This is a genomic window from Polyangium sp. 6x1, assembly GCF_029946515.1.
Taxonomy (GTDB): Bacteria; Myxococcota_A; Polyangia; order Polyangiales; family Polyangiaceae; genus Polyangium.
The window spans coordinates 1-20,581 of record NZ_JARZHH010000115.1; the positions used below are offsets into that span (position 1 = coordinate 1).

At 66.9% G+C, this 20,581-nt stretch carries 24 protein-coding genes and 1 pseudogene; 5 read left to right on the top strand and 20 right to left on the bottom strand.

What is annotated here, in order from left to right:
- The 17 genes and pseudogenes from QHF85_RS47110 to QHF85_RS47190 form a co-directional block, all read right to left on the bottom strand.
- A pseudogene (locus QHF85_RS47110) lies at window positions 1-282 on the bottom strand (hypothetical protein); the annotation flags it as partial.
- A 151-nt stretch (window positions 283-433) separates the two neighbouring features.
- Window positions 434-709 carry a hypothetical protein gene (locus QHF85_RS47115; protein WP_281334092.1) on the bottom strand — a complete coding sequence of 92 codons (276 nt, stop codon included), beginning with the start codon at window positions 707-709 and terminating at the stop codon, window positions 434-436.
- A 902-nt stretch (window positions 710-1,611) separates the two neighbouring features.
- On the bottom strand, window positions 1,612-2,664 hold the full coding sequence (locus tag QHF85_RS47120; RefSeq protein ID WP_281334093.1) for a hypothetical protein: 1,053 nt from the start codon (window positions 2,662-2,664) through the stop codon (window positions 1,612-1,614).
- 272 nt (window positions 2,665-2,936) lie between these two features.
- Window positions 2,937-4,106 carry a PEGA domain-containing protein gene (locus QHF85_RS47125; RefSeq protein WP_281334094.1) on the bottom strand — a complete coding sequence of 390 codons (1,170 nt, stop codon included), beginning with the start codon at window positions 4,104-4,106 and terminating at the stop codon, window positions 2,937-2,939.
- A gap of 95 nt (window positions 4,107-4,201) precedes the next feature.
- On the bottom strand, window positions 4,202-4,585 hold the full coding sequence (locus tag QHF85_RS47130) for a helix-turn-helix transcriptional regulator (protein WP_281334095.1): 384 nt from the start codon (window positions 4,583-4,585) through the stop codon (window positions 4,202-4,204).
- Window positions 4,585-5,433, bottom strand: a complete 849-nt coding sequence (locus tag QHF85_RS47135; RefSeq protein WP_281334096.1) for a hypothetical protein — start codon at window positions 5,431-5,433, stop codon at window positions 4,585-4,587. Before QHF85_RS47135 ends, QHF85_RS47130 begins: the two co-directional genes overlap by 1 nt.
- The gene (locus QHF85_RS47140) at window positions 5,430-5,648 is read right to left on the bottom strand and encodes a hypothetical protein (RefSeq protein ID WP_281334097.1); all 219 of its coding nucleotides are present in this window, start codon (window positions 5,646-5,648) and stop codon (window positions 5,430-5,432) included. Before QHF85_RS47140 ends, QHF85_RS47135 begins: the two co-directional genes overlap by 4 nt.
- Window positions 5,649-5,824: 176 nt before the next feature.
- Complete coding sequence (locus tag QHF85_RS47145; protein ID WP_281334098.1) at window positions 5,825-6,847, bottom strand: RNA polymerase sigma factor; 1,023 nt, start codon at window positions 6,845-6,847, stop codon at window positions 5,825-5,827.
- Between the two features lie 120 nt (window positions 6,848-6,967).
- Window positions 6,968-7,186: a hypothetical protein gene (locus QHF85_RS47150; protein WP_281334099.1), complete on the bottom strand. Its 219-nt coding sequence runs from the start codon at window positions 7,184-7,186 to the stop codon at window positions 6,968-6,970.
- Entirely contained in the window at window positions 7,186-7,386 is a 201-nt protein-coding gene (locus QHF85_RS47155; protein WP_281334100.1) for a hypothetical protein, read from the bottom strand. The genes QHF85_RS47150 and QHF85_RS47155 overlap by 1 nt, the downstream gene beginning before the upstream one ends.
- The gene (locus tag QHF85_RS47160) at window positions 7,367-7,705 is read right to left on the bottom strand and encodes a hypothetical protein (protein ID WP_281334101.1); all 339 of its coding nucleotides are present in this window, start codon (window positions 7,703-7,705) and stop codon (window positions 7,367-7,369) included. Before QHF85_RS47160 ends, QHF85_RS47155 begins: the two co-directional genes overlap by 20 nt.
- Window positions 7,702-8,238, bottom strand: coding sequence for a hypothetical protein (locus QHF85_RS47165; RefSeq protein WP_281334102.1), 537 nt, complete (start codon window positions 8,236-8,238; stop codon window positions 7,702-7,704). Before QHF85_RS47165 ends, QHF85_RS47160 begins: the two co-directional genes overlap by 4 nt.
- A complete protein-coding gene (locus QHF85_RS47170) occupies window positions 8,235-8,900 on the bottom strand; it encodes a hypothetical protein (RefSeq protein WP_281334103.1) in 666 nt (221 codons plus the stop codon). The genes QHF85_RS47165 and QHF85_RS47170 overlap by 4 nt, the downstream gene beginning before the upstream one ends.
- Window positions 8,901-8,959: 59 nt before the next feature.
- Window positions 8,960-9,859, bottom strand: coding sequence for a DNA methyltransferase (locus QHF85_RS47175; RefSeq protein ID WP_281334104.1), 900 nt, complete (start codon window positions 9,857-9,859; stop codon window positions 8,960-8,962).
- An 80-nt stretch (window positions 9,860-9,939) separates the two neighbouring features.
- Window positions 9,940-10,209: a hypothetical protein gene (locus QHF85_RS47180; protein WP_281334105.1), complete on the bottom strand. Its 270-nt coding sequence runs from the start codon at window positions 10,207-10,209 to the stop codon at window positions 9,940-9,942.
- A complete protein-coding gene (locus QHF85_RS47185) occupies window positions 10,206-10,406 on the bottom strand; it encodes a hypothetical protein (RefSeq protein ID WP_281334106.1) in 201 nt (66 codons plus the stop codon). The genes QHF85_RS47180 and QHF85_RS47185 overlap by 4 nt, the downstream gene beginning before the upstream one ends.
- 241 nt (window positions 10,407-10,647) lie before the next feature.
- On the bottom strand, window positions 10,648-11,259 hold the full coding sequence (locus QHF85_RS47190; RefSeq protein ID WP_281334107.1) for a hypothetical protein: 612 nt from the start codon (window positions 11,257-11,259) through the stop codon (window positions 10,648-10,650).
- Window positions 11,260-11,614: 355 nt separating this feature from the next.
- On the opposite strand from QHF85_RS47190, the gene QHF85_RS47195 reads away from it, so the two are divergent.
- The 3 genes from QHF85_RS47195 (at window position 11,615) to QHF85_RS47205 (ending at window position 14,473) form a co-directional block, all read left to right on the top strand.
- Entirely contained in the window at window positions 11,615-12,196 is a 582-nt protein-coding gene (locus QHF85_RS47195) for a hypothetical protein (RefSeq protein ID WP_281334108.1), read from the top strand.
- Between the two features lie 160 nt (window positions 12,197-12,356).
- The gene (locus QHF85_RS47200; RefSeq protein ID WP_281334109.1) at window positions 12,357-13,259 is read left to right on the top strand and encodes a bifunctional DNA primase/polymerase; all 903 of its coding nucleotides are present in this window, start codon (window positions 12,357-12,359) and stop codon (window positions 13,257-13,259) included.
- Window positions 13,256-14,473, top strand: coding sequence for a virulence-associated E family protein (locus QHF85_RS47205; RefSeq protein ID WP_281334110.1), 1,218 nt, complete (start codon window positions 13,256-13,258; stop codon window positions 14,471-14,473). Before QHF85_RS47200 ends, QHF85_RS47205 begins: the two co-directional genes overlap by 4 nt.
- Window positions 14,474-14,717: 244 nt before the next feature.
- Here QHF85_RS47205 and QHF85_RS47210 read toward each other — a convergent pair whose 3' ends face one another.
- Together QHF85_RS47210 and QHF85_RS47215 are read right to left on the bottom strand one after the other, a co-directional pair.
- Window positions 14,718-15,119 (bottom strand): hypothetical protein, encoded by a 402-nt coding sequence (locus QHF85_RS47210; protein WP_281334111.1) that lies wholly within the window; start codon window positions 15,117-15,119, stop codon window positions 14,718-14,720.
- A gap of 365 nt (window positions 15,120-15,484) precedes the next feature.
- Entirely contained in the window at window positions 15,485-16,513 is a 1,029-nt protein-coding gene (locus QHF85_RS47215; protein WP_281334112.1) for a hypothetical protein, read from the bottom strand.
- Between the two features lie 654 nt (window positions 16,514-17,167).
- Between QHF85_RS47215 and QHF85_RS47220 the strand changes: the two genes are divergently transcribed.
- Both QHF85_RS47220 and QHF85_RS47225 read left to right on the top strand, forming a co-directional pair.
- Window positions 17,168-17,866: a hypothetical protein gene (locus QHF85_RS47220; RefSeq protein ID WP_281334113.1), complete on the top strand. Its 699-nt coding sequence runs from the start codon at window positions 17,168-17,170 to the stop codon at window positions 17,864-17,866.
- 223 nt (window positions 17,867-18,089) lie between these two features.
- A complete protein-coding gene (locus QHF85_RS47225; RefSeq protein ID WP_281334114.1) occupies window positions 18,090-19,268 on the top strand; it encodes an N-acetylmuramoyl-L-alanine amidase in 1,179 nt (392 codons plus the stop codon).
- A gap of 277 nt (window positions 19,269-19,545) precedes the next feature.
- Here QHF85_RS47225 and QHF85_RS47230 read toward each other — a convergent pair whose 3' ends face one another.
- Window positions 19,546-19,785: a hypothetical protein gene (locus QHF85_RS47230; RefSeq protein WP_281334115.1), complete on the bottom strand. Its 240-nt coding sequence runs from the start codon at window positions 19,783-19,785 to the stop codon at window positions 19,546-19,548.
- Window positions 19,786-20,581: the final 796 nt, after the last annotated feature.

Consider the following 20,581-nt stretch of genomic DNA (forward strand, 5'->3'; position numbering starts at 1 on the left):
CGGGTCGGGTCGCGGCGCGTCGGCCGGCCCCTCGGGTGCCGAGGCCTCGGCGGGCGGAGCGCTGCCCGCGGGCGCCTCGGCGGGCGGCGGAGGCGTCGCGGGCGCCGGCTCGGGTGACGTCTTGCCCGTAGACGCTTCGGGCTCGGCGGGCGGCGGCGCCCCCTGCGCGCGTGCCGCTGACGGCGCGCCGAGGAGGAAGACCAGGGCCGACGAGGCGAGAAGCCGGCGAAGCGTCGTAGGGGTCCTCAGGGGCGAACCATCCGTCGCGCGGTTACGAATCACGCCTACAAGGTGCCCCGATCGTGCCGAGGACACAAGATCGGGAGGGTCCCTACCCGCTCGAGGTCACTCCGCGGGTCCCTTCGCGGCGGGCTCGTTGCCAAGCTCCACCGTCTCAAAGGCCACGCCGCCCGAGGGCCACCGGGCCCAACGATCACTTCTCCGCGGCATCCTTCGCTCCAGGCCTGCAGATCCGCAGCGTCGGATCGCACTTCTCGAACCCGAGGCTCCTGCAATCGATCCACATCCGCACGCCCGAGTTGCAGATGAAGAGCTCGGGGCCGTCACATATCGGCCGGCCAAAGTCTTGGTTCAGCGACTGGTACTCGTCGCACTGAAAGTCCAGGCCGCAGCGAGGCCGCGAGCCACCGATGCACGAGAAGCCTTGGCCCTGTGCCGTGCAATCGACCAACTGCTCGTGACCGTTCACGCATGCGCGCAACGTGGTCTCGTTTTCACATGCGATGCCGTCGCGAAAATCGGCGAGGTAGTCCCAATATCGGGTCTCGAAAGTTGCATCGCACGCCGGGCCGAGACCCGTACAGCGGGCCTCGCTGGCGTCAGCAGTACACGTGAGCCCGAAGCCTGCGCAGCTTGGGGCCGTTTGCCAGGAATCCGTGCCCACTTCGGCGTGGCCAATGCAATTTCGTGGGGCCTCGTCGCTTGTACAATGCGGAACGAACGTCTCAGAATCGCAGGAAAATTCAGGCAGCCCGCACGACGGATAAGGACGGTCGTAACACTGGAGGCCCAGGCCGGCGCAATCCAGCCAGCGGTTTCGCAAATCGGGAGGCGACCCGACCCGCCTCATGCTGACGCCATCCTTGCATCCCGGTTCGGCTGTTGGCTCGTCTGATGTAAGGAGGTAGCCGAGGCATTCCCTCACGGCCTCGCAACCGTTCGATTTGTCCTTGAAACAATTCACACGCTCGGCAAGCGCACGGTCGAATGACCGGGCCATGATCGCGCTATATGTGCGATCGATCCGCGCATTAACGTTGGATTCGTAATCGTACGGTAGGCAGCTCTCGATGAAGATCGCTGCCCTCGCTACGGCCTCCGGATCCTTGGGCCCTGGGGGATCGGGGGGCTTGTAGCCGCCGAGATCGGGTGGTGGAGGCGGAGGAGGTGGCGGCGGAGACGGGGCAAGGCAAATCCAGTCAGTATCCCAGTGCGGAGCTATCTTGCGGTCCCTGTTGTCGAAGGGGCCATCATAACCTGGACTACACGAGGGCGGCTCTGCGCATCCAGCGTGAGCGAGGAAGCCGAAGCTCAAGGGCACCAACACCAAGATCCATCGAGCTTTCATGACGACTCTTAAAAGTATGAAAATCACTTCGCTAATGGGCCACAACACCACGTCTCGGCCTTCGTCTCGTCGAGCTCCACGGTCCCGAACGGCGATCCCCCTCCGATGAGGTGGCACGTGCCCGGAACGAAGTGGAGATCCAAGAGCTGCTTGCTCCCGAGCGGTCTGCCTGCGGGGATGACATCGTTGCAGTCGTGCTTCGTGGAGCCAATCCCGTCCGTGGTGACAGGCACCGTGCAAGCGTCGTCTTCGTACACGGCGAACGTCGCGTAACACGAGCCCCCGGAGGCCTTGCACTCGCACGACGTGCAGCCTCGCGTGTCGATCTTTGCGTCATCCGGGTACACCACGATCTGCTCGGTGTACCAGCTCCCCATGCAGGGGTGGATCCCCTTCTCTTGGTGGCGCGCGCAGTACCGCCAGCTCCCGCCGTCATCCTCGCCCGCCGTCTCGATCGGCAACTCGAAGCGACACGCCGCGCTTGCGCCGCACGAGCCTGGTTCTCCCGCTTCGCTCCCGTTGCACGAGAGAGCGACGCGGCCCCACGAAGGCGCCGTGTCGTTCGAGGAAGAAGGGGCCTTGGGCTTGTTCGAGGACGGTGCGTCCTCCCTCGCCGAGGGTACGGGCGGCGGCACTGGCTCGCATCCCACCCCCACGGGGTCGGGCAAAGCCGAGATGTAGATCGACTGCGCGCATAGGATGCCGCTCCCTGGTGGGCACTCGGCGCTGGCTGGGAGCGCGTTCACGCTCGTGCAGGAGCCATCCCAGCTCGCTGGCGCGCCGAAGTCGTACGTGTAGGCCTGGGGGACTTCGCACGTCGCGGCACGAACGAGGATCGTGCCAGGGGTCGACGAACAGGTCCCCGTGACGTCGCCGCACACACACGCAGGGCACCCCGGAGAAGGAACATTCAGGTCTGCGAAGCTGCGCCCCCCCCCGAACGCTCCGACGTCGCGGGGGCAGAAGAGCGGAGCCTTCGACGTGTTGGAACCGATCCAGAAGGGCTGCGGTTCGTGGAAGCCGTAGGGAGCGTTCGTGATGCAGACGCCGCGCGGGGCACAGCTCTTTGCCTCCATGCCCCCATCGTCGGCCTGGGCGGCATCGGTCCCAGCGTCGCAGTATTCTGAGAGCTCGGGGAACTCAGGCACGCACTCTCCGCGTCTGTAGCGGCAAATCTCCTCGTCGTATTGCGGATCATTGGGATCCTTCGGACAGCTCTCAAAGGTGGTTCCGGCGTTCCGACCGCACCCATGCACGAGCCCCGCACCAGCAACCGCGGCAGCGATTGCCGCCCCCATCCAGGTTTGTCTCCGCACGGCTGCACGATACACGGAAAAACCTCACCCGTCTATAGAGCCATTACCCCCGCGACGCTCAGGGCCCCGCCGATAAGCGAGCCTCGCCAAGCCTCGAAGCCGTCCAACACATACCGCGGGGGCGATGCTCGCACCACGAACTCGCCCCAGGCTCGCACGCCGAGGGCCCCCCAAAAGAACTCGGCCCCGACGCGTCCCCCACCGCCCCCCAGAAGGAGGATCGCGTCCGCCGTGGGCGCCCCGATCACGGCTTCGATCTGCCCGAAGCCGCAAACGAAGAACCGTCGGCGCAGATGCAGGCAGGCCGGGAGGGCCGCCGATAGCGACCAGAGCGGGTCGTCGTAGCCTAGGTCGGCGCGGCCGAACCCACGCAATCCGCGCGCATCGAGCCCCATGGACACCCCGACGCTACGCACGGGCCATCGAACCTCGAAGAGCCCGACCGGCCCGAGCGCCGCCCCCGGAGCGAACTCCCCCGCAAGCGAGGCACCGAGGCCCAGGAGGAAGCGCGGGGTGGCAGGGGCGGATGGGCTCACCGGCGCGGGAGCAGGTGCCGCGCGTGGGGGAACAGGCAGCGGCGACGGAGCTTTCTCCGGCTCGACCGGCGCCCGCTGCATCTCGACCGTGAGCGCGAGGTCCCCGCCCTTCGTCACCGTGAACGCCTGGACGTGCGGCACGTACCCCGGCGCCTCCGCCCGGAGCTCGTGCCGCCCGGGTTCCAGGTAGACCACGAAGGCAGCTCCTCCTGCACCGGGCACCGGCTCTGCATCGATGAGCACGACCGCGCCCACGACGTTCAACGTCACCCGCACCAGGCCGATCTCGTTACGCGCACGCGCGAGCACGCGCCCGAACTTCTCGCGCTCGGCTTCCGTCTCGCCGCCGTTGCCCTGAATCGCATCGAGCAGGTGCGATGCCGCCCGCACCCAGTCCTTCGCGTCCGCCGCGAGCAGACCGAGGCGGCCCAGGACCGTCGGCTCGTTGGGCCGGAGCTTCAGCGCGTAGAGGTACGCCTTCCGCGCGTCATCGGGCCGGGCCTGCGCGCGCGCAGCGTCGCCGAGACGAACGAGCGTCGCGAAATCGAGGCCATGCGGCGCGGCGGTCGCCGTCGACGCGGCGCCGGGCTCGACCTGAGCAGCGGCCGCGGTGGCAAACGCGAGCGAGGCGCAGATCGCGCCGCCGACGACGAGAGAGCGAGCCATCGAGCGGCTGTAATTGTCCGACAAACAGCTCGCGAAGGCGAGCACCTTTTCCAGAAATGAGAACGCCAACGAGGGGCGTTCCAACCTGCCTGATCTCAGGCGTGCGTCCGCGGACGGCGCACCGCGCCTCTCGCGGCACGGGGGCGCGCTCGGAGCCCCGACGCTGGCGGGTTGAGCTCCGCCTCGGCTTCCAGGCCTTTGCGAACGCTGACGAGCTCTCCAGACGTCAATTCGCGGGTTGCCTCCATGAAAGCCGCACGTTCATCCTCGACCACGTTGAGCAGGTCGCACGCCTGCACCCCGAGCGCCCCAGCGATGGCAAAGAGGGTCTCGACCTTTGCGTTGACCCGCCCCTGCTCCAGGTTCGATAGATGCGTCTTCGACACATGAGCCACCCTGGCCATGGCATCCAGGGACATATTCCGCCCGAGGCGCAGATCTCGCACGCGGCGCCCGATTGCCTCCTGAAACTGCGACATCACGACCTCCCCAGATCCACAGTGCAATAGTAGAAAAGACCACGAGGATCCTCGATAGCCGCAAGCGGATCCACGAACGGCGCAGGAAGAAACACCTCGTGCAAACGCAGACGCCGCTGCGCCTCGAGCGCACGCAAGAGCCGATCGAATGCAGGGCGCGGCAGGTTCGGAAACACCGAACGGAGGATGGACAGCGGCACGCCTGGCACGCGGCGATACCACGCGGCAAGGTCGGCGACCTTCCGAAGGACGTCGTTCCCGTCGGTGACGAGCGCGGCCGAGCGCGCCTCCAGAATCCGCGCGATCCGGGCGTCCACCTCGGCGAATGCCTGCGCGGCGTCTTCCAGCGCGGCAAGCTGACGCAGAAGGGCGCCTGCTTCCTGGCCTGAACGCCTGCGCCTCGATTCGGGCCCGATCGAGCCGTCGACCGGCGCGCAGAAGTAGAGCAGCCCTCGCTTCGCATGCAGCAGGCCTCCTGCTCGCTCGATGGCGCAGGGCTCATCGTCGAGGCGAACGAGCGCCACGAGGCCCAGCGCCTCCGCGTGGAGCAGAAGCGCGTCGAGTTCTGCCCGCGGGACGATCGGAAACGCCTTCCGAACCAGTGGAATCGGGACCCCAGGCGCATCTTCGTACTCGGGTCCCATCCGCTCGAGGGCCAGCATCAGCGGCCGCACGTCATGACCGTGCCCTCGGCGCACAAGCTCCTGGCGAAGGATGTCGTTCGCGTCCGCCATCTCGTACCAGGACAACCGCGCCAGTCGCTCGATGACCGCGGACGAGGAGGACCGCAGGCCGTAACGCCAGGGCGCGGGCATGGGCGCAGCGATACGCGTACGCGCGGCGCTCATGCGGACCTCCGCAGCCGCCCGAACACGTGCGCGAGCCATTGCATGCACGAGAACCGCAGCAACGAGGGCGGTCCCGGTTCGGTGTCCCGCTCCACCCGAATGCCGGCGCTTGGCAAGGTCTGCCGATCGAACACCATGCCGGGCTCGGTGGGCCTCTCGTCCACCCATGCGCCTGAGGGATCGACCAGCGCGGCTTCTGCACGTATCGATTGCATCGACACACCTCTCCCAATGCGGCGTCCTCGTACGAGGCCGCGATCATCACGGATTGCACGAGACGGCACGAAGAGCAGGCGCAGGATTGGCCTTTTCCACTTGAGCGCGCGAGCAGGGGTCCCATTCTCCTGCGCCCGCTCTGCGTGCCGTCTCGTCTTGGCGCTGAGCGCTACGCCTACGGCCCGCCGTGCGGCGGCGACGCATGCGGCGTCAGATTGGGCAGGTCAGGCATGTCCGCGAGCGGCGTCTGGGGCGCGGCTCCGCGACGCACACCGCCTCCGCGAGCGGTCGCCGCGGACTTCCTGTCGGCTGGCGTCGCCGAAGTGGCCTCGCTGGACACAGCCACGATCGGAAACGCGCCGTCGCTGGGCGCGGTGGGCACGTACAGGCCCGCACGCGCAATCATCGGCGGGGGCTCCGGTCGGCGTGGCGTGAAGAGCACCGCGAGGCTGATGAGTCCGGCGAAGGCGAAGACGACGAGCGCCATGATCGCCGCGACGATCCACGGATCGGCGGACGGCAGCGGGATCGGTACGAAAAACGCGGGCGCTGCCGGTGGCCGACCCGGAGGGCCTCCTGGCCCCCCGAGCTTCGGACCGCGGCCCTCTGCCGCGAGCAAGGCGGCGTAGGCGGCGCGCGTGACGGGATCGAGCCCCAGGGCGAAGGGCGCGATGATGACCGCGGCACGCTCGCTCCTGCGGTCGAGGTCGCGCCGAACGTCTGCCCGACCACGGGCGAGCCAATGCTTCAGGGCGGGCACGGTCGCGCCCATCTCGGCGGCTGCCTGCGCGACGGTGTACTCGTACACGTCGCAGAGGATCACGGCCTTCCGATACGGCTCTCGCAAGCCCTCGATCGCCAGAACAAGCGCCAGCGAGCGCTCGATGTCGTGCCCCTGTGACGGCGTGAGCTCCGCAGCCTCGGCCTCGCGCCGCCGCCGCCGAGCCGCACCGCGGCGAAGACGCTGAGCGACAGCATGCGCGAGCCGCAACATCGCGACCCTCGGGCCGCGCGGATCCCGCATCACCTCGGGCGCGTTCGTCCAGATGGCGACGATCACCTCCTGCACCGCGTCCTCGTGTTCGGCCCCGGTGATGCCGAACCAGCAGAGCCACCGCGGCAGCTCCAGGGCGAACCGTTCGTAGAGCTCCGCAAAGGCGAGGTCGCGGGGCGGCGTCTCGATGGGCGCGGGTATCACATCCCTATATGGCCCTCTCGGAGACGAATCGATCCTCCGCTCGGTCGATTTTTTTTCGTGGTGGAGAGTATCCGCCCCGGTCGGTCCGGGCTCACGCCTGCAGGCGCCGCGGATTTCGGGTCAGCCGTGACGCGCGCGACGCTCGCGCAGGTTGCGCGCCGTCAGCCGCAGCACCTCACGCGCACGCGGCGACATGCAGAGCTCCAGGGCGGCCGCGACTCCCCGGGCGATTGCGATCTGCGGCTGCACGGGCGGCGGCTGCGCCTCGTGCCACGCAGGCCCGCGCGCCGCTTCTTCCACGGCCTCGGTGAAGGCCAGGACAACCTCTTCCACCGCCATCACTGCGGCCCCTTTCCCGTCCCGAGGTGCCAAAGCCCGAGCTGCAACGACTGCCGGGCCTGCCCATCCCGAGCAAGCGTGGCCAGGGCCGCCTCGACGCGCTTGACCGACAGACGGAGCAACGCGGCGAGCATCGACGCGCTCATGGGCCCCCGCGCGGCGAGCTCCGCGCGGACCTGCTCACCGCACGTCGGCGCCATGCTCGCCTCGGGGAACGGAGGGGCGAGGATCGTGGGTCCCCTCGAAGAGCTCGAAGGGCACCGGGCAGGCGAGCCCCGGATCGTCGCCCTGCCACAGCGCGCCGCGGAACTCCTCGACGGGCGCACCGTGAGCTGGCTCCTCGGCGGCGGGCTCCTCTGCGGCCCTGGTTCGGCGCAGCTTCACCCGCAACGCCTCGAACGTGTCCCGAACCCACGCGCGCACGCGCCACCACCACCCCGACCGCAGCCGCTCGGCCCACGCCTCGATCTCGCGCGCCTCGTCGATGTCCTCGCCCTCGACCTTGTGACCCATCTTCATCCTGCCGCCTCCTCGCTCCCCTCCGCACATGGGCGGATCTCCGTCTCTCCGTTCCGAGCGCGGGCTGCGAGCACGGTGTCCCCTGCGACGATCGCCAGGTCGTACGCCTGGCCGTAGGCCTCCGCGAGCGCCGCGTGCAGGACCTCGACCGCTTCGACGACCGCGCGCGCCGCCAGCGGACGCAGCCCTTCCGGCGGCATCTCCTCGAGCAGCATCCGCAAACGATCGCCTGCCGGAGCCACCTCGACGGCGGCCATCTTGTCGAGCAGCTCCCCGCAAAGCCGCTCGGTCTCTCCGAGGTCGAGTCGCTCGACGGCGGCGACAAACCGTTGGCGAAAGAAGTTGATCGAGGCCACCTCGTCCGCCGCTATCGGAGCCGCCTCCGATTCCTCCGTGAGCGCGTGCGCATCACACAGGCCCACGAGCTCCGCGACGAACGCCCCGAATCCCTGATCGCGCCACACCATCCCGATGCCCGCAAGCACGCCGATCACGAACTCCACGGCCTCGGCCTTCCGGTCCTCGTCGCTCATGCCGCCCTCCCGAGGCCGGCCAGCCGCTCGACGTGCAGCAGGTTCCGCAGGTATTGATGCCCATCGCGTGCAGCGGCGTCCGTCGTGTCCGCCGCACTCGCAAACAGAGCGACCGATCGAAGCGGCGGCGTGATCGCGAACTGCACCCGCGGCATTCCCGCCGTGTTCCTCGTGATCACCGCCTCCAGGTCGAGCGCTGCGAGGGTGAAGGTCCCGAGCAATCCGCGCGGGGCGTTCACGATGAGCGACACCGGCCCGCGGGCCAGCGCGGCGAGCGCGCGGAGGTCAGCGCGACGACTCGGCCGAAGAGACCGCGTGCACCTGACAAACTCGGCCGCCGTCGCGATGCCGAGGCCACGCAAGGCCACACGCTCCGCGGACCCGAGCACGCCGAAGACCGCTTCGCGTGCGGACCGCAGAATCACCTGCTCGTCCGCTCCATCCACGCAATGCGGCGGGAGCAAGGCGAGCTCGCGCAGCTCCGGCGCGGGGCCGAAGTAAACGCGCGCATCATTGCGCCGCGTGCGAATCGCAACAGCCTCGATTTCGAGGTCTGGATCGGCGAGCGCCCACAGCACCCGCCCGCCGCGCTCGGCGTCGCGCAGCAACTCAATCAGATCCATCCGTTTCCCGAGCGCAAGCCCGGGATCCTTGTTCGTCATCCGTTATCCTCTCCGAGAGAGCCCGCTGGGCCCTCGTTTGGCGCGCCCGACGGGCGCCCTCATCCCCACGCGAAGCCCGATCGCCCTCGCGCTTCCTGATTCCGTTTCCCCGCAGCAAGCGCAGCCGCTTCCTCGCGCATCGCGGCGCGCGCGTCCTCGCAGATGCCCGGATCGATGTCGCAGCCAATGAACCGCGCGCCGACCCTCAGCGCCGCAACACCGATGCCGCCACCCCCGACGAACGGGTCGACGACGAGCCCACCCGGTGGAGCAACCACACGAAGGTGGTGCGCGATGAGCTCCGGGGGCTTCGGCGTCTGGTGGTTCTTCTTCTTCGGCGGCACGCGCCGCACGCGGTGAAGATTGCCTTCGTCTGCCGCGTGGTACTCGGGCGAGCGGTTCACGAAGTGAAGGACCACCTCGTGCTGCGCACGAAACCCCTTGCCCAGGCCCGGCGTGAGCTTGTCCCAGACAAGGAGGTTCGAATACCGGAGCCCGCTCGATTCGAGCGCGGGCTTCAGCGCGTCGATCATCCGGTGATCGGTGAAGCAGCCAAAGTGCCCCGAAGCACGCAGCGCGCGAGCCGCGCGCACTGCGACCGACCGCAGCAGCCACACGAGGCCCGTGGTCCCCATGTTGTCATTTGCGAACCAGCCGAGTCGCTTGATCGTGTTGGCCTTGAGCATGCCACGGGCGCGCCGCTTTGCCGTCTCGAGGAAGCCCCCCGAGCAATAGGGCGGATCACACCACACGGCGTCGACGCTCGCGGGCGGCAGGAGCTCGAGGAACTCCAGGGCGTCCCCGCTCGCGATCGCCCACTCGGCCCGGCCCGCGATGACGTCCGCGATCGAGCCCTCACGCGGCGCTACGGGCGCCGCCGAGCCGTTGACCTCTTCGATGCAGTTCAAGCTCTTCTCTCCTGGCGTCGGGTACACCTCGACGCCGACCCGAGCGCGCACGCGCTGCCCGGGCCTCGATTCCTCTGTGCTCCCGCCGCGCGCGTTATCTCGGCGCGCATTACGTCAGTGCCAGCCGAGGATCACGGCCGGGCGTCCCTGCGTCCTTGGACGAAGAACGCCAGCAACAGCCTGGCCGCGTTGAGCCTCCGCTCACGCGAGATCGAACCGAGAAGCGCGGGCTGCGCGAGGTAACCGGCGAGTTCGTCCTCGACGGGCAGCGCCTCCATCTCCTGCGGGAGGCGGCCCCCTTCGTCACACGCGAGGCATGACCACGAGCGCCCGCCGACCACGATGTCGAACGACAGGCAACGACCGCAGGCGATGGGCTCGCCCTTCCGCCGGACGCTCATCGCGCGCCCCCATTCCTCTCCTGCGCCTCGGCACGCTGCACGAGCTCCGCCGCAAGAGCCCGCGCGCGGCTCGGGGTCATGCCCACGAGGACCTCCGCGTCGCCGTGCGTGATGTCGAGGATCACCAGCCCCGCGTGTCCCTCGCCCTCGTCCACGACGCGCACGATGGGCGATTTGACCAGGAGCAGCCGTATCATCGTGCCACCTCCACGCCGCGCGGCGGCTCGTAGACATGCGAAAGCGGTCGCCCCTTCGAGGGTTCGCCCGCGTTCGCGTCGCTCTTTTTTTCGGCGTACGTCGCCGCGATGTCGAACGCCTCCGCCGCCTTCCGCGCATACGACGACGCGAGGCGCCCGTCCCCGACACTCGCCGATTGTCGGGCGAAAACCAGATGCTCTCGTCCCTGACGCAGATACCTCTCAGCCGCCTCGGCATTGGTCATGCACATTGTCCCGCCCCCGGATGCTCGCGCCATGCGTTGTCGCTCGGCATCTCTCCATCCATTCGCAGTCTCTCCCGTTCCCAGCATGCCGCCACGTCATCGAGCAGCGCCCGACGCCTCGCCAGCGAGGTCCCGGCCTCCTCGGCCCCCAGCTCGCCGCGAGCACGCGCAGCACATTCCTCGGCCTCGATAGCAGCGACGATAGACAACTCCATTGCCTGTTGCGCGATGTCCACCCCTGCGCCGCCGTGCAACTCCCCCACGATCACTCGCGCGAGCCACCCGGCCGCTTGCTCGGCTTCACCCTCAGCGATCCGTCGCCACCCCTGCACCACCCCTTCTGTCCCGGGGGCTTGCACCTCCAACAGCGCCCACCCCTCGCGCGTCCAGGCCTCCCCGTGATCGCGCGCTCGCCCGCTCACCCACGTCCAGATCGCGGGCCACCCGAGCGTCCCGATATCCTCGCCGTCGAGCATGTCCTGGGCGAGTCGTACGACCACGCGAAGAGCGTCTCCGTCCAGGGCTGGCCAGCGGTCCACGACCTCCGCCACGAACGCAAGGGCATCATCGACAGCGCGAAACCGCGGATCGTTGGATTGTTCATTCATTCGTCCGGCTCCTCGCCGCATGATCACCGCAGCGCCCGCCCGGTTTGCCCGAGGCGATACTGGACCGGCCGGACAGCGTGAACATTACGCCATGAAGCACGCGTGCAACACGCTGCACGTTGCCGCAGAACGTCCCGCATGTCGGGCCAGAGCAGTCGGCGTCGACTGCGCGCCCGACGAGGGCACACCCGTTCGTCATGATTTTTCACGTTGAGACCTTGGAAGTCTCGCGCCGCCCTCAGTTCCTCGGGTTTGGCAAACGTTTCCAAAGTCGCGCGTGGCGCGCCCTCGCGTCCCCTGCCAAACTCTCCCGACTTCGCGTCGGCAGCACGAACGTTATCAAGTGCGCCGCACGTTGCACGACTGGAACGGATTGGTCAAGACGGGTTTCACATTTCGCTCGTTGCGACACCCCGTGCTCGGCCCCAGGGTTTGGTGCGTGGACAGCCCGGAGACGGAGGGGAATCTGAGGGAGCGTGTCCTGGCCGCATGGCGCGCGCTCCCGCCGGAAGGAAAGCGACGCCAGCCGCCGAGCTTTCGCGCGCTCGAACAGCGTTATGGCTTGCCTGGCGGAATCTTCTCCCGTGTCCTCAACGGGCATACCGCGGAAATCAAGCAGCGGAACGCGGAACGTATGGCCTCGGCGCTGAACGTTCCGTTGTCCTGGCTCTTGACCGGCATCGCCGAGGAGAAGCCGAAGAGCTCGCCGCCGCCCTCCTCCTCGCACCCTACGCACTCCCCAGAAGAGGCGCGCGCCCTCGCGGCGCAGTGGGCGAGATGGGAAAACATTGACGAGCGCGCGATCGAAATGGTGATGAGCGGCCCCGTCTACCCCTACTCTCCCCGGGTCTGGCTCTGCTTGATCGAGGTATACGCGGCGAACCTGCGCATAGCGCAGTCGAAGCCACCAATACCTCCCGATCCATCGCACGCTTGACGTAAGTTTATCGTCCGTGCATCTTCCGACGCACGGAGCCGGCCGCGATCGTGCGCGGGCCGGCTGCTGTGCTCCGAGGTCTTCCCACGTGACGAGCTGACGGGCCGCGTGCAGCGCCCGTGCATTCTTGCGGAATGCAATGCCTTGCACAACATTTCCGATGATTCATGCCTCCGCCGCCCTTTGGTATGCGGCTCGCGGTTGGCCCGTGTTTCCCGTCGCCTGGCCCGTGCCGCATCCGAACGGCGTTCGCTGCGCGTGCTTTCGCGGCCCCCGATGCGACCGCATGGGGAAACACCCATGGGCGCCCCTCGCGCCGCATGGCCTGCGCGACGCGACGACGGACGCGCGGATGGTGAGCCACTGGTGGAGGCGTGCGCCTCGCGCGAGCGTCGGCGTGGTCCTCGGCGAACGCGCGGGCGCGTGGGTGCTCGACATCGACGCGAAGGGCGGCGGGCTCGATACGCTCGCGGCCATCGAGCGCGAACATGGCCCGCTGCCTCCCACGCTGCGCGCAGCGACGGGCGGCGGGGGCTTCCACCTCGTCTTCCTCTGGCCCGGCCGGCGCGTCGTTCCGCGTGTGCATGCACTCGGGCCTGGCGTCGACGTGCGCGGAGATGACTCCTATATCGTCGCGTCCCCCTCGGTGCACGCGAGCGGGCGGCCGTATCGATGGCTCGATTCCGCGGCCCCCGTCCTCATGGCCCCCGCGTGGCTCGGTGAGCGCGTGATGGCTCCGCCCGAGCTCCCCGTGTCGTCTCCTTCCCTGCCCTCGCGTCCCGCATCAATCGGGGCGTCTGTCAGCGATCGAGCGCGCGCGTACCTCCGCGCGTTGCCGCCCGCGGTGAGCGGGCAGCGCGGCCACGACACGACGTTCCGCGCGGCTCTGGCGCTCGTGCGCGGCTTCGACCTCGAGCCCTCGGCCGCGCTTGCGCTGCTCGCCAAGGAGTACAACCCGCGTTGTCAGCCGCCGTGGAACCGGAAGGCCCTCGAACACAAGGTGGCAAGTGCAGCGCGGGCGCGCGTCTCGTCCGGCTACCTGCTCCGAGGTCGTCGAGGATGATGACGCCGAAGCGCGGAGAGCCCGGCCAATGGCAGGACGGCCTGGCTCATACCAACTCGGGCGGGATCAAAACGACCTATGGGAATCTCTGCCTGATCCTGCGTCACGTCTACGGCTCGCGGCTCGCCTACAACCTGATGCGGGCCTCGCCCTGCATCGATGATCGCCCCTTCGGCGACGGCGATCTCGGTCGCCTGCGCGAGGACATCGAGCGCCGGTTCGCGGTGAGCTTCTCGGCCGAGAACCTCGGCATGGGCGTCCGTCAGATCGCCGAGGAACGTTCGTTCCATCCTGTCCGACGATACCTCGAAGGGCTCGCATGGGACGGCGAGCTCCGGATCGCACGGCTCCTCGCCGACGTCTTCGAGGTGGCCGAGACGCCGCTCCATTGCTCGTACCTCTTGCGATGGTTCGTCGGCTGCGTCGCGCGGGCGATCCGGCCGGGATGCAAGCTCGACACCGCGCTCGTCCTCCTGGGCGAGCAAGGCGAACGCAAGAGCACGTTTTTCGAGATCCTCGGGGGCGAGTGGTTCGCGGACACCGCGGTCGATATCTCGACCCGGCAGGGGCTCCTACAGATCGCCGCGGCGTGGATCTACGAGTGGGCGGAGCTCGAACGCGTGACGTCGAAGAAGGCCGTCTCCGAGGTCAAGGCGTTCCTTTCCTCGCGGAAAGACGTCTTCGTCCCGCCCTACGGCCGCGGCGTCGTCGAGCATCCGCGGACGACGGTCATCGTGGGCAGCACGAACGAGAACCACATCCTGACGGACTCGACGGGCTCGCGGCGGTTCTGGGTCTTGCCCGTGCGGAGACGGATCAACTTCCGCATTTTAGAAGGGTGGCGGGATCAGCTCTGGGCGGAGGCGGTCGCCTGGTACGTCTCGGATCACCCGTGGTGGCTCGATGACGAGGAGGAAAGCGCGCGGGCGACCGAGGCCTCGGCGTACGAGATGGAGGACGCATGGTTCCCGCTCGTGGAGCAGTGGCTTCGGGGCTTCGTGCGACGGCACAACCCGAAGGATCCCGAGGACGCGCTCACGACGACGCGGATCCTGTCTGCTGCGGTGGACCTCGAGCCCTGCAAGCAGGACAAGGCCGCGCAGCTCCGGATTGGGGCGATCATGCGGGCGCTCGGGTACGAGTCGGGGAAGATGTGGATCGGGGAGGGAGAGGGGCGGAGGAATCTGCGGGTTTGGAGGCTGAAAGCATCGTAGAAAGGCGGGATTCGGCCTCGATCCAGCCGATGGGACTTACAGGCGCGACGCCGCTCAGTCGCGGCAACGAAGGAGACCACGGTCGCTTATCCGATCCGCTTCGACTCGCAGCCAATCGTGCCCATGCGCACCTCATCGGGTCCGGTATGGGTGCGGCGAGCGGATCCGGGTGACTCCACGTGCTCCCGGGGTACATCCGGGGTCAACAACTCGTGGGTCCTGCGCAGCGCTGACCGGGCCCCCTTCAGGGACGGCAGATGTTGTAGCCGTCCGGGAGGAGCGTGCTCGGGTTGCACGTCGTCTGCACTGCTCCGCTGCCTGTGTCGATGACGGGGCAGTCGGGGGCTTGCGGGTCGCAGAGGACGCGCTGCGCGGGGTAGGTGCAGGTGGCGGCGCAGCGGAGGAGCGGATACCAGCTGCCGTTTTGCGTCTGGGTGAGGTCACCGCAGCAGACGGTGCCGGCGGGGCAGTTCTCAGGGAGCTGGCATTCGATGCGCGACTCGAAGCCGGGCTGGCCGTTAGCGCTCAATTCCGTGGCGCAGTTGTCGTTGGCGTCCGATCCACTCACGCACTCGCCCTGGGGCGGATCATTAAAGTCGTATTCGTCCCAGCAGCAGGCGCTCTGGCCATCCACGGGACAGGCCACGGCGCCACATGCAACCATCCCGACCGGAGGCACCGACCCCGATGACGAACTCTGCGCGCTACTGCTCGATGCGCTGCTGCTCGACACGCTCGAAGAGCTCTGCCCTCCCCCGCCACCCATTCCTGCGCCGCCATTCCCTACGCCGCCATTCCCTGCGCCGCCGCCATTCCCTGTGCCGCCATTCCCTGCGCCGCCATTCCCTGCGCCGCCCGTTCCCGCGCCGCCCCCCGAGCCCGCGCCTCCATCCGATCCTCCAGCCACGGGAGCGGCCCGATAGGGCTCGTCAAAACCCAGGATCTGCGTGCACCCAATCGAACCGCCCACGGCCGCCACCAACACGACCGCCCATCGCGCCAGACGCCTCATCAGAAAACACCTTTCAGGCCCACCACCACGCCCCCCCTCTCCGTCGTGATCACGTCGGCCTGGATGGCCCCCGTGCCGCCCGATTTCTTCTCACCGGGCCGCGTTGCCCACAGGACCACCGCCGTCAGGAGGCCCGCCCCGCCGACCACAAATCCCACGGTTCCAAGCACGCTCAGCTGTCTGCCGCGCTCCAGTGCGCGCAGCCCTTCAGGGTCGCAAATCAGGTTCTTACAGTACTCGTCCACGGTCGCTTTCTCCCCGAGTGCAAGCCCTCCCGTAATGCTCCCCATGGTGATTCCCGCGAGCCCGAGCCCGCCGACTGTGAACAACCACGCCTTGCCCCCCCCAGTCATGCCGCCTTGGGCAGGCTCGACTCCGCGCAGGGACGGGGCACTCGCCGGTGGCTTCGGCAGTTCCTGCTTCGGCGGCTCCTGCTTCGGCGGCTCTACTTCGCTGAGGTCGACGGACTTCTCCTCGCCCTTCGCCAGCAAAATTCGCCGCTCGATGCGCGGCTTCCCAGGCACCTCCAGGTCCACGACGTGCTCTCCCGGATCGACCGGGAGGGGAATGCCCACCGACACCCACGAGAGCTCGGTCCCGTCCCGAAACACACGAACTCCGGCCGGTGGATCCTTGGGATACACGAGGATGAGCCGCGGCACCTGGGGGCCCAGCGCGGCTTTTTGTCCCTCGGCCAGCCGGACCCGGTCGAGATACTTGCCTTGCTGCCAAACGGGCAGCCCCGCGACCATGCGCAGGAAGTCCTCGTAAGCCACGACTGCCGTGGCGAGCTTGCCGGCGAGGGCATGGCACTCGGCGAGGGTGAACTGTGTCCCTGGGCGCGGGTCGAGCCTCTGGCTCTCGGCGATGGCAGGGCAAGCGGTTATGTACTTCGCCTGCTTCATCTCTTCCACACCGCGCTGAAAGAGCGCTTCGGCCGCGGCGACGTCCTGAGCGAGGGCCACGCCCGGCGCCGTGGAGACGAGGAGCGCCAGCAAAGATGGCATGAGCCGTGCACGCGTCATCATGGGGACCTCGCCCCCCGACCGTACATGCACGCCACTGACGGGACAACTAAGTAGACCAGTTAACGAGCTGAGGTCGTGTCCAAGACGTCCGGCTCATAAAGCCGGGCGGTTTCCGGGCGGAGATCCAGGGCTCATTCGGGGGCATGACTCCGATTCGTGCACGTAACTGCCGCATCGACACCGCGGGAGAACAGCGGCCTGGGGGACCTCGGCGCCGCGATTGCCTCCGCCTCGCTGACCGGTCAGGCGAAACGAGCGCTCGGCCCGAACACCGGCGGTTTGTCCGGGAGGAGTTCGTCGGCTCCCCTGACCTTGGGCCAAGAGTCTACGACTGCTCCGGTGATCATCGAGGGGACCGTGATGCTACCACGGGGGCAGGCGACCGGAAGGGGGGAGGCGAAGGCGTGGGCGAAGGCGTGGGCGGAGGCGGAGAACGCCAAGGGGGGGCATCGGTGTAGGTGTGGGTGTGGAGGGCGAATCCGCGTGACGGCGCGGCACTTCCGGCCGGGGGTTCCGGGGTACATCCGGGGGCATCAGTTCTCCAGTTGGTGTCCGCTGCGAATACCGTCTGGGGTGGACGGCGCAGTCCATGCCGAGCTCGGTGAAACAACTCGCTCTTTGCAAACGGTTCGTGACTGAAGGTATGATGCCTCCATGCTCAGGCTAAGCCGTAAGGCGGTGTCAGCGTTCGCCGACGCTGCTTATCGAAATTTTGCGCAGGAGTTGTACCGCTGGTGGTCCAGGCGCCTGCCATGGTTCGTCGAGTTTGTCGGGGAAGACCGCGAGACTCTGGGCTTGCACGTGATCGAAGAAGCTGCGTCGTACGGCTACGTCGCGGAGGCGGACATCATGCGCTACTCGATCGGGTACATCTATTTTGGTAGCCGCTTCCCCGAGAGCCCTCTTCACGAGAACCTGCTCGAGCGATGCCACTGGGGGGATCAAGTGGCGCCAATCCTCAAGCTTGCGCGAGTTCTCGACCATGTCGACATGCTTCTCTGGGACGGCACGTTTAGCACAAAACGCGGATGTCTCGAAAACCTCCCACTAGTGACCGATTGTCCACTCGTACCACTCGAGTTGCATCGGCTTGAAGTTGTATTGAAATCCGTGCTGCCGCGGCGCCTCGTACACCTGAGCCTCGAGCGATTGGCAGATTACGTGCATCTGCTGGACTCGCAATCGGGTCGAGCCGGCATCCCGGCCGCTTGGAAATTACGTGCAGCGATACTGGGCGTGTTTCTCGGGTGGAATTGGATGCAGTCGCCTGCGTGGGCCTGGATTGTTGCGACAATGCAGCGTGGTGATACAGACACGATCATGAGGAGGCTTTATGGGTCAGCTGGTACATGAAATTGCGCCTGGAGAGTCGCTTTATGGCATTGCGCGGAGATACGGCACCGACATCCGGGACCTTCAGGTGCAGCGCGGTGAGGAGATTATTGATTTAGGTTCTGAAAACCCGAATTTTGATCCCAAGAGCCTGGGTCCTGGCGACAAGGTGCTCGTACCGGATTGGAGTCAGGTCTCATCGTGCGGGGACGGGTGTGGGACGGCGTAGGGAAAGGGAAGAACCATGAGTAAGATGACAGCGCAAGTCGCGGCTATCGACAAGGATTGCGCGGCAGCTTCAAAAGATCCGGTCTCAGCGAAAAAAGAATGCTACAAAAAGAAATGGGTCGTTGTCATCGATCCTGGGCACGGCGGCACCACCAACGTCAGTGGCTCAAAATCGAACAATGCAATTGGCGTGGTGAGTGGCGTACTCGAAAAAACGATGACCCAACGTTTTGCTGACATTTTGAAGGCGACCATCGAGGCGCGGGCGAAAACGCTAAACGTGGATGTCGAGGCTTTGTTGACCAAATCGGATGAGAATATTAACCTAACCGCCCAAGCACGGGCAGATGTGGTTACGGACGCGCAGGCTGATTTTTTTATCATCATACATTTTAATGCCTACGACAGGCCTCCAAAATCATTTTTTCTGGACATTACACCGGGAATCGATGGCCAGCTGCGCAACAAACCACCAGACTACAAGCGTAAACTGTATTCGAGTGATAAAGTGACACGTGGACCTCTGCTCGTGAAACGCGCGGACATGCCCAAGGGTAACGCCTATGTTACAAGCGAGGCTTTCGGTGCGTCTGTCAGGGACAATGTGTGTGCTGCACTCAAGAAACTCGACTCGACGAGCAGCATTAAGTCACACTCTGACTCGTGGAAAAAGGGCAAGGACGTTCCGCTCCTGAAACAGGCGCTTTATGGAAAATTGCAGTTTGCCTGCTGTTATCTCGAAGGCGATTTCGTTAATGTCGAGTCGGGGGATCGGACCTGGAACCCCGTCGAATACGCGTCGAATATCGGCGAAATTCGTGGAGACACCCCCTCTGTGGATCCGAAAACAGTGGGTGCAAGCATGGGTAAGACCCTAGGCGGGGCCAATGGTGCCGCGCTTGGAGTTCCGCTAGGCCCAGGCGGAGTTGCCCTTGGCGCCGCAGCTAGTGCTGCCGCTGGCGATAAAACGGGCGCTGCCGTTGGTCAAGCTGTTGCCTCGGTGATCAATGCTTTCAAAGATCCGACCCTCCCCTCCAAAGATGCCATGTACAATGCAGCATCCGAAGCGATCGCTGATGCAATTTTCGCCGTCATTGTACGCGTAGCCTTCGAGGAATTAGCCGAAGATGCGAAAAAGTTGTGGACGCAACTGCAGGATGGGTGGAAGAAGCTCAGCGAGCCAGCGAAAGAGTGAAATCTATGTCACTCCACAGGCCGACGGAATGCTGCATTCCCCGCTTGTACGTGGCGATGAGGATGGGGACCGCCCCAGCGCTCGACACGCGCCGCGATGCCCACCGGACCCACTCGTAGTCTCGTTTTCCGTGGATTCGGGTGAGCGTCTATAGAGGTCAGCGGATCCTCGGTCACCCTCACACACAACGTGCTCCCTGTGCCACCCTGCTCACGGATCGCGGCTTCGCCCGAGGTCGGGACCTCGGCAAGCTGTTCCAAGAGACTGTGGTGGAGCGCTAAGAAACGGTTTGCAACGCGTTGCCCTCGGCCCCGGGAGCGCGCAGCACCTCGACCACCCGCTCACACAACCGGATCGCCCTCGCCACCTGAAGCGGCCCCCCCTTCGCCGCCTCCCTCGCCAGCACGACGAGCGGCTCCAGCCTGAGCACCCCCTCCACCACCTCGACCGCCCGCGCCGCCCCCTCGTCCTGCCCATCCGCCACGAGCCGCAGCGCCTCGATCGCCGCATGGACCAAATCTGGACCAAAATCTGACCTAACCTCCCGAACTTCCTCACGATCCCGATGCTCTTCTAAGCCGTTGGTCGCAGGTTCGAGTCCTGCCGGGCGCGCTTGCAGTTCCCCAGGAGCCGCCGCGCCGGGGCGCTGCCCCGGGCCCCGCGGGGGCTGTTCGCCCCTCGACCCGAACCAGGGCCAGCCCTGGACCTCTGGGCATCGACTGCGCGAAGCGCAGTCGATGCGGGGAAAGTTTTTCAAGCTGTCCGCCCCCCTCTTTGCAGAGCCAGCCCTGGACCGGTGACGGAAGAACTGCGCGATGCGCAGTCGATGCGGGGAAAGTTTTTCAAGCTGTCCGCCCCCCTCTTTGCAGAGCCAGCCCTGGACCGGTGACGGAAGAACTGCGCGATGCGCAGTTCTTCCACAGGCCGCCGCTGCTACCACGTCGCCCGTTGTAGAACCGCTCGAGGACGATCCCCGCCGCGGCGAGGGAGCTCGCGCGGCGCAGGTGGCGACGAGGATTGAGGCGACATTCGCAAGCCTCGCCCGCGACCCCCTGAGCGCGCTCACGCAGGGGATACGAACGGCAGCGAAGCCTCGTCCTTACCCTCTCCGCGTCCCAGACCTTCGCCGCCTCCAGAGCAAGAGTCCCAGGCAAACCCATGCACCACCGGCGGTCGTCCGGGATCCGCTCAGGCGGCATCCGCACCCGTCAGCCTCGTCGTTGATGCCGCCGCTGCTGCCGCCGCTGCCGCCGCCGCCGCCGCCGCCGCCGCTGCCGCCGCTGCCGCCGCTGCCGCTGCTGCCGCCGCTGCCG

Bases quoted from the DNA above. Each gene is read 5' to 3' on its own strand.
- QHF85_RS47150 (WP_281334099.1), bottom strand. From the start codon at position 7,186: ATGGCGGTGGAAGAGGTTGTCCTGGCCTTCACCGAGGCCGTGGAAGAA.
- QHF85_RS47120 (WP_281334093.1), bottom strand. From the start codon at position 2,664: ATGGAGGCAAAGAGCTGTGCCCCGCGCGGCGTCTGCATCACGAACGCT.
- QHF85_RS47165 (WP_281334102.1), bottom strand. From the start codon at position 8,238: ATGAGCGACGAGGACCGGAAGGCCGAGGCCGTGGAGTTCGTGATCGGC.
- QHF85_RS47225 (WP_281334114.1), top strand. From the start codon at position 18,090: ATGAGTAAGATGACAGCGCAAGTCGCGGCTATCGACAAGGATTGCGCG.
- QHF85_RS47170 (WP_281334103.1), bottom strand. From the start codon at position 8,900: ATGACGAACAAGGATCCCGGGCTTGCGCTCGGGAAACGGATGGATCTG.
- QHF85_RS47190 (WP_281334107.1), bottom strand. From the start codon at position 11,259: ATGAATGAACAATCCAACGATCCGCGGTTTCGCGCTGTCGATGATGCC.
- QHF85_RS47160 (WP_281334101.1), bottom strand. From the start codon at position 7,705: ATGAAGATGGGTCACAAGGTCGAGGGCGAGGACATCGACGAGGCGCGC.
- QHF85_RS47140 (WP_281334097.1), bottom strand. From the start codon at position 5,648: ATGCAATCGATACGTGCAGAAGCCGCGCTGGTCGATCCCTCAGGCGCA.
- QHF85_RS47215 (WP_281334112.1), bottom strand. From the start codon at position 16,513: ATGATGACGCGTGCACGGCTCATGCCATCTTTGCTGGCGCTCCTCGTC.
- QHF85_RS47130 (WP_281334095.1), bottom strand. From the start codon at position 4,585: ATGTCGCAGTTTCAGGAGGCAATCGGGCGCCGCGTGCGAGATCTGCGC.
- QHF85_RS47125 (WP_281334094.1), bottom strand. From the start codon at position 4,106: ATGGCTCGCTCTCTCGTCGTCGGCGGCGCGATCTGCGCCTCGCTCGCG.
- QHF85_RS47200 (WP_281334109.1), top strand. From the start codon at position 12,357: ATGATTCATGCCTCCGCCGCCCTTTGGTATGCGGCTCGCGGTTGGCCC.
- QHF85_RS47180 (WP_281334105.1), bottom strand. From the start codon at position 10,209: ATGAGCGTCCGGCGGAAGGGCGAGCCCATCGCCTGCGGTCGTTGCCTG.
- QHF85_RS47135 (WP_281334096.1), bottom strand. From the start codon at position 5,433: ATGAGCGCCGCGCGTACGCGTATCGCTGCGCCCATGCCCGCGCCCTGG.
- QHF85_RS47220 (WP_281334113.1), top strand. From the start codon at position 17,168: ATGCTCAGGCTAAGCCGTAAGGCGGTGTCAGCGTTCGCCGACGCTGCT.
- QHF85_RS47185 (WP_281334106.1), bottom strand. From the start codon at position 10,406: ATGATACGGCTGCTCCTGGTCAAATCGCCCATCGTGCGCGTCGTGGAC.
- QHF85_RS47155 (WP_281334100.1), bottom strand. From the start codon at position 7,386: ATGGCGCCGACGTGCGGTGAGCAGGTCCGCGCGGAGCTCGCCGCGCGG.
- QHF85_RS47205 (WP_281334110.1), top strand. From the start codon at position 13,256: ATGATGACGCCGAAGCGCGGAGAGCCCGGCCAATGGCAGGACGGCCTG.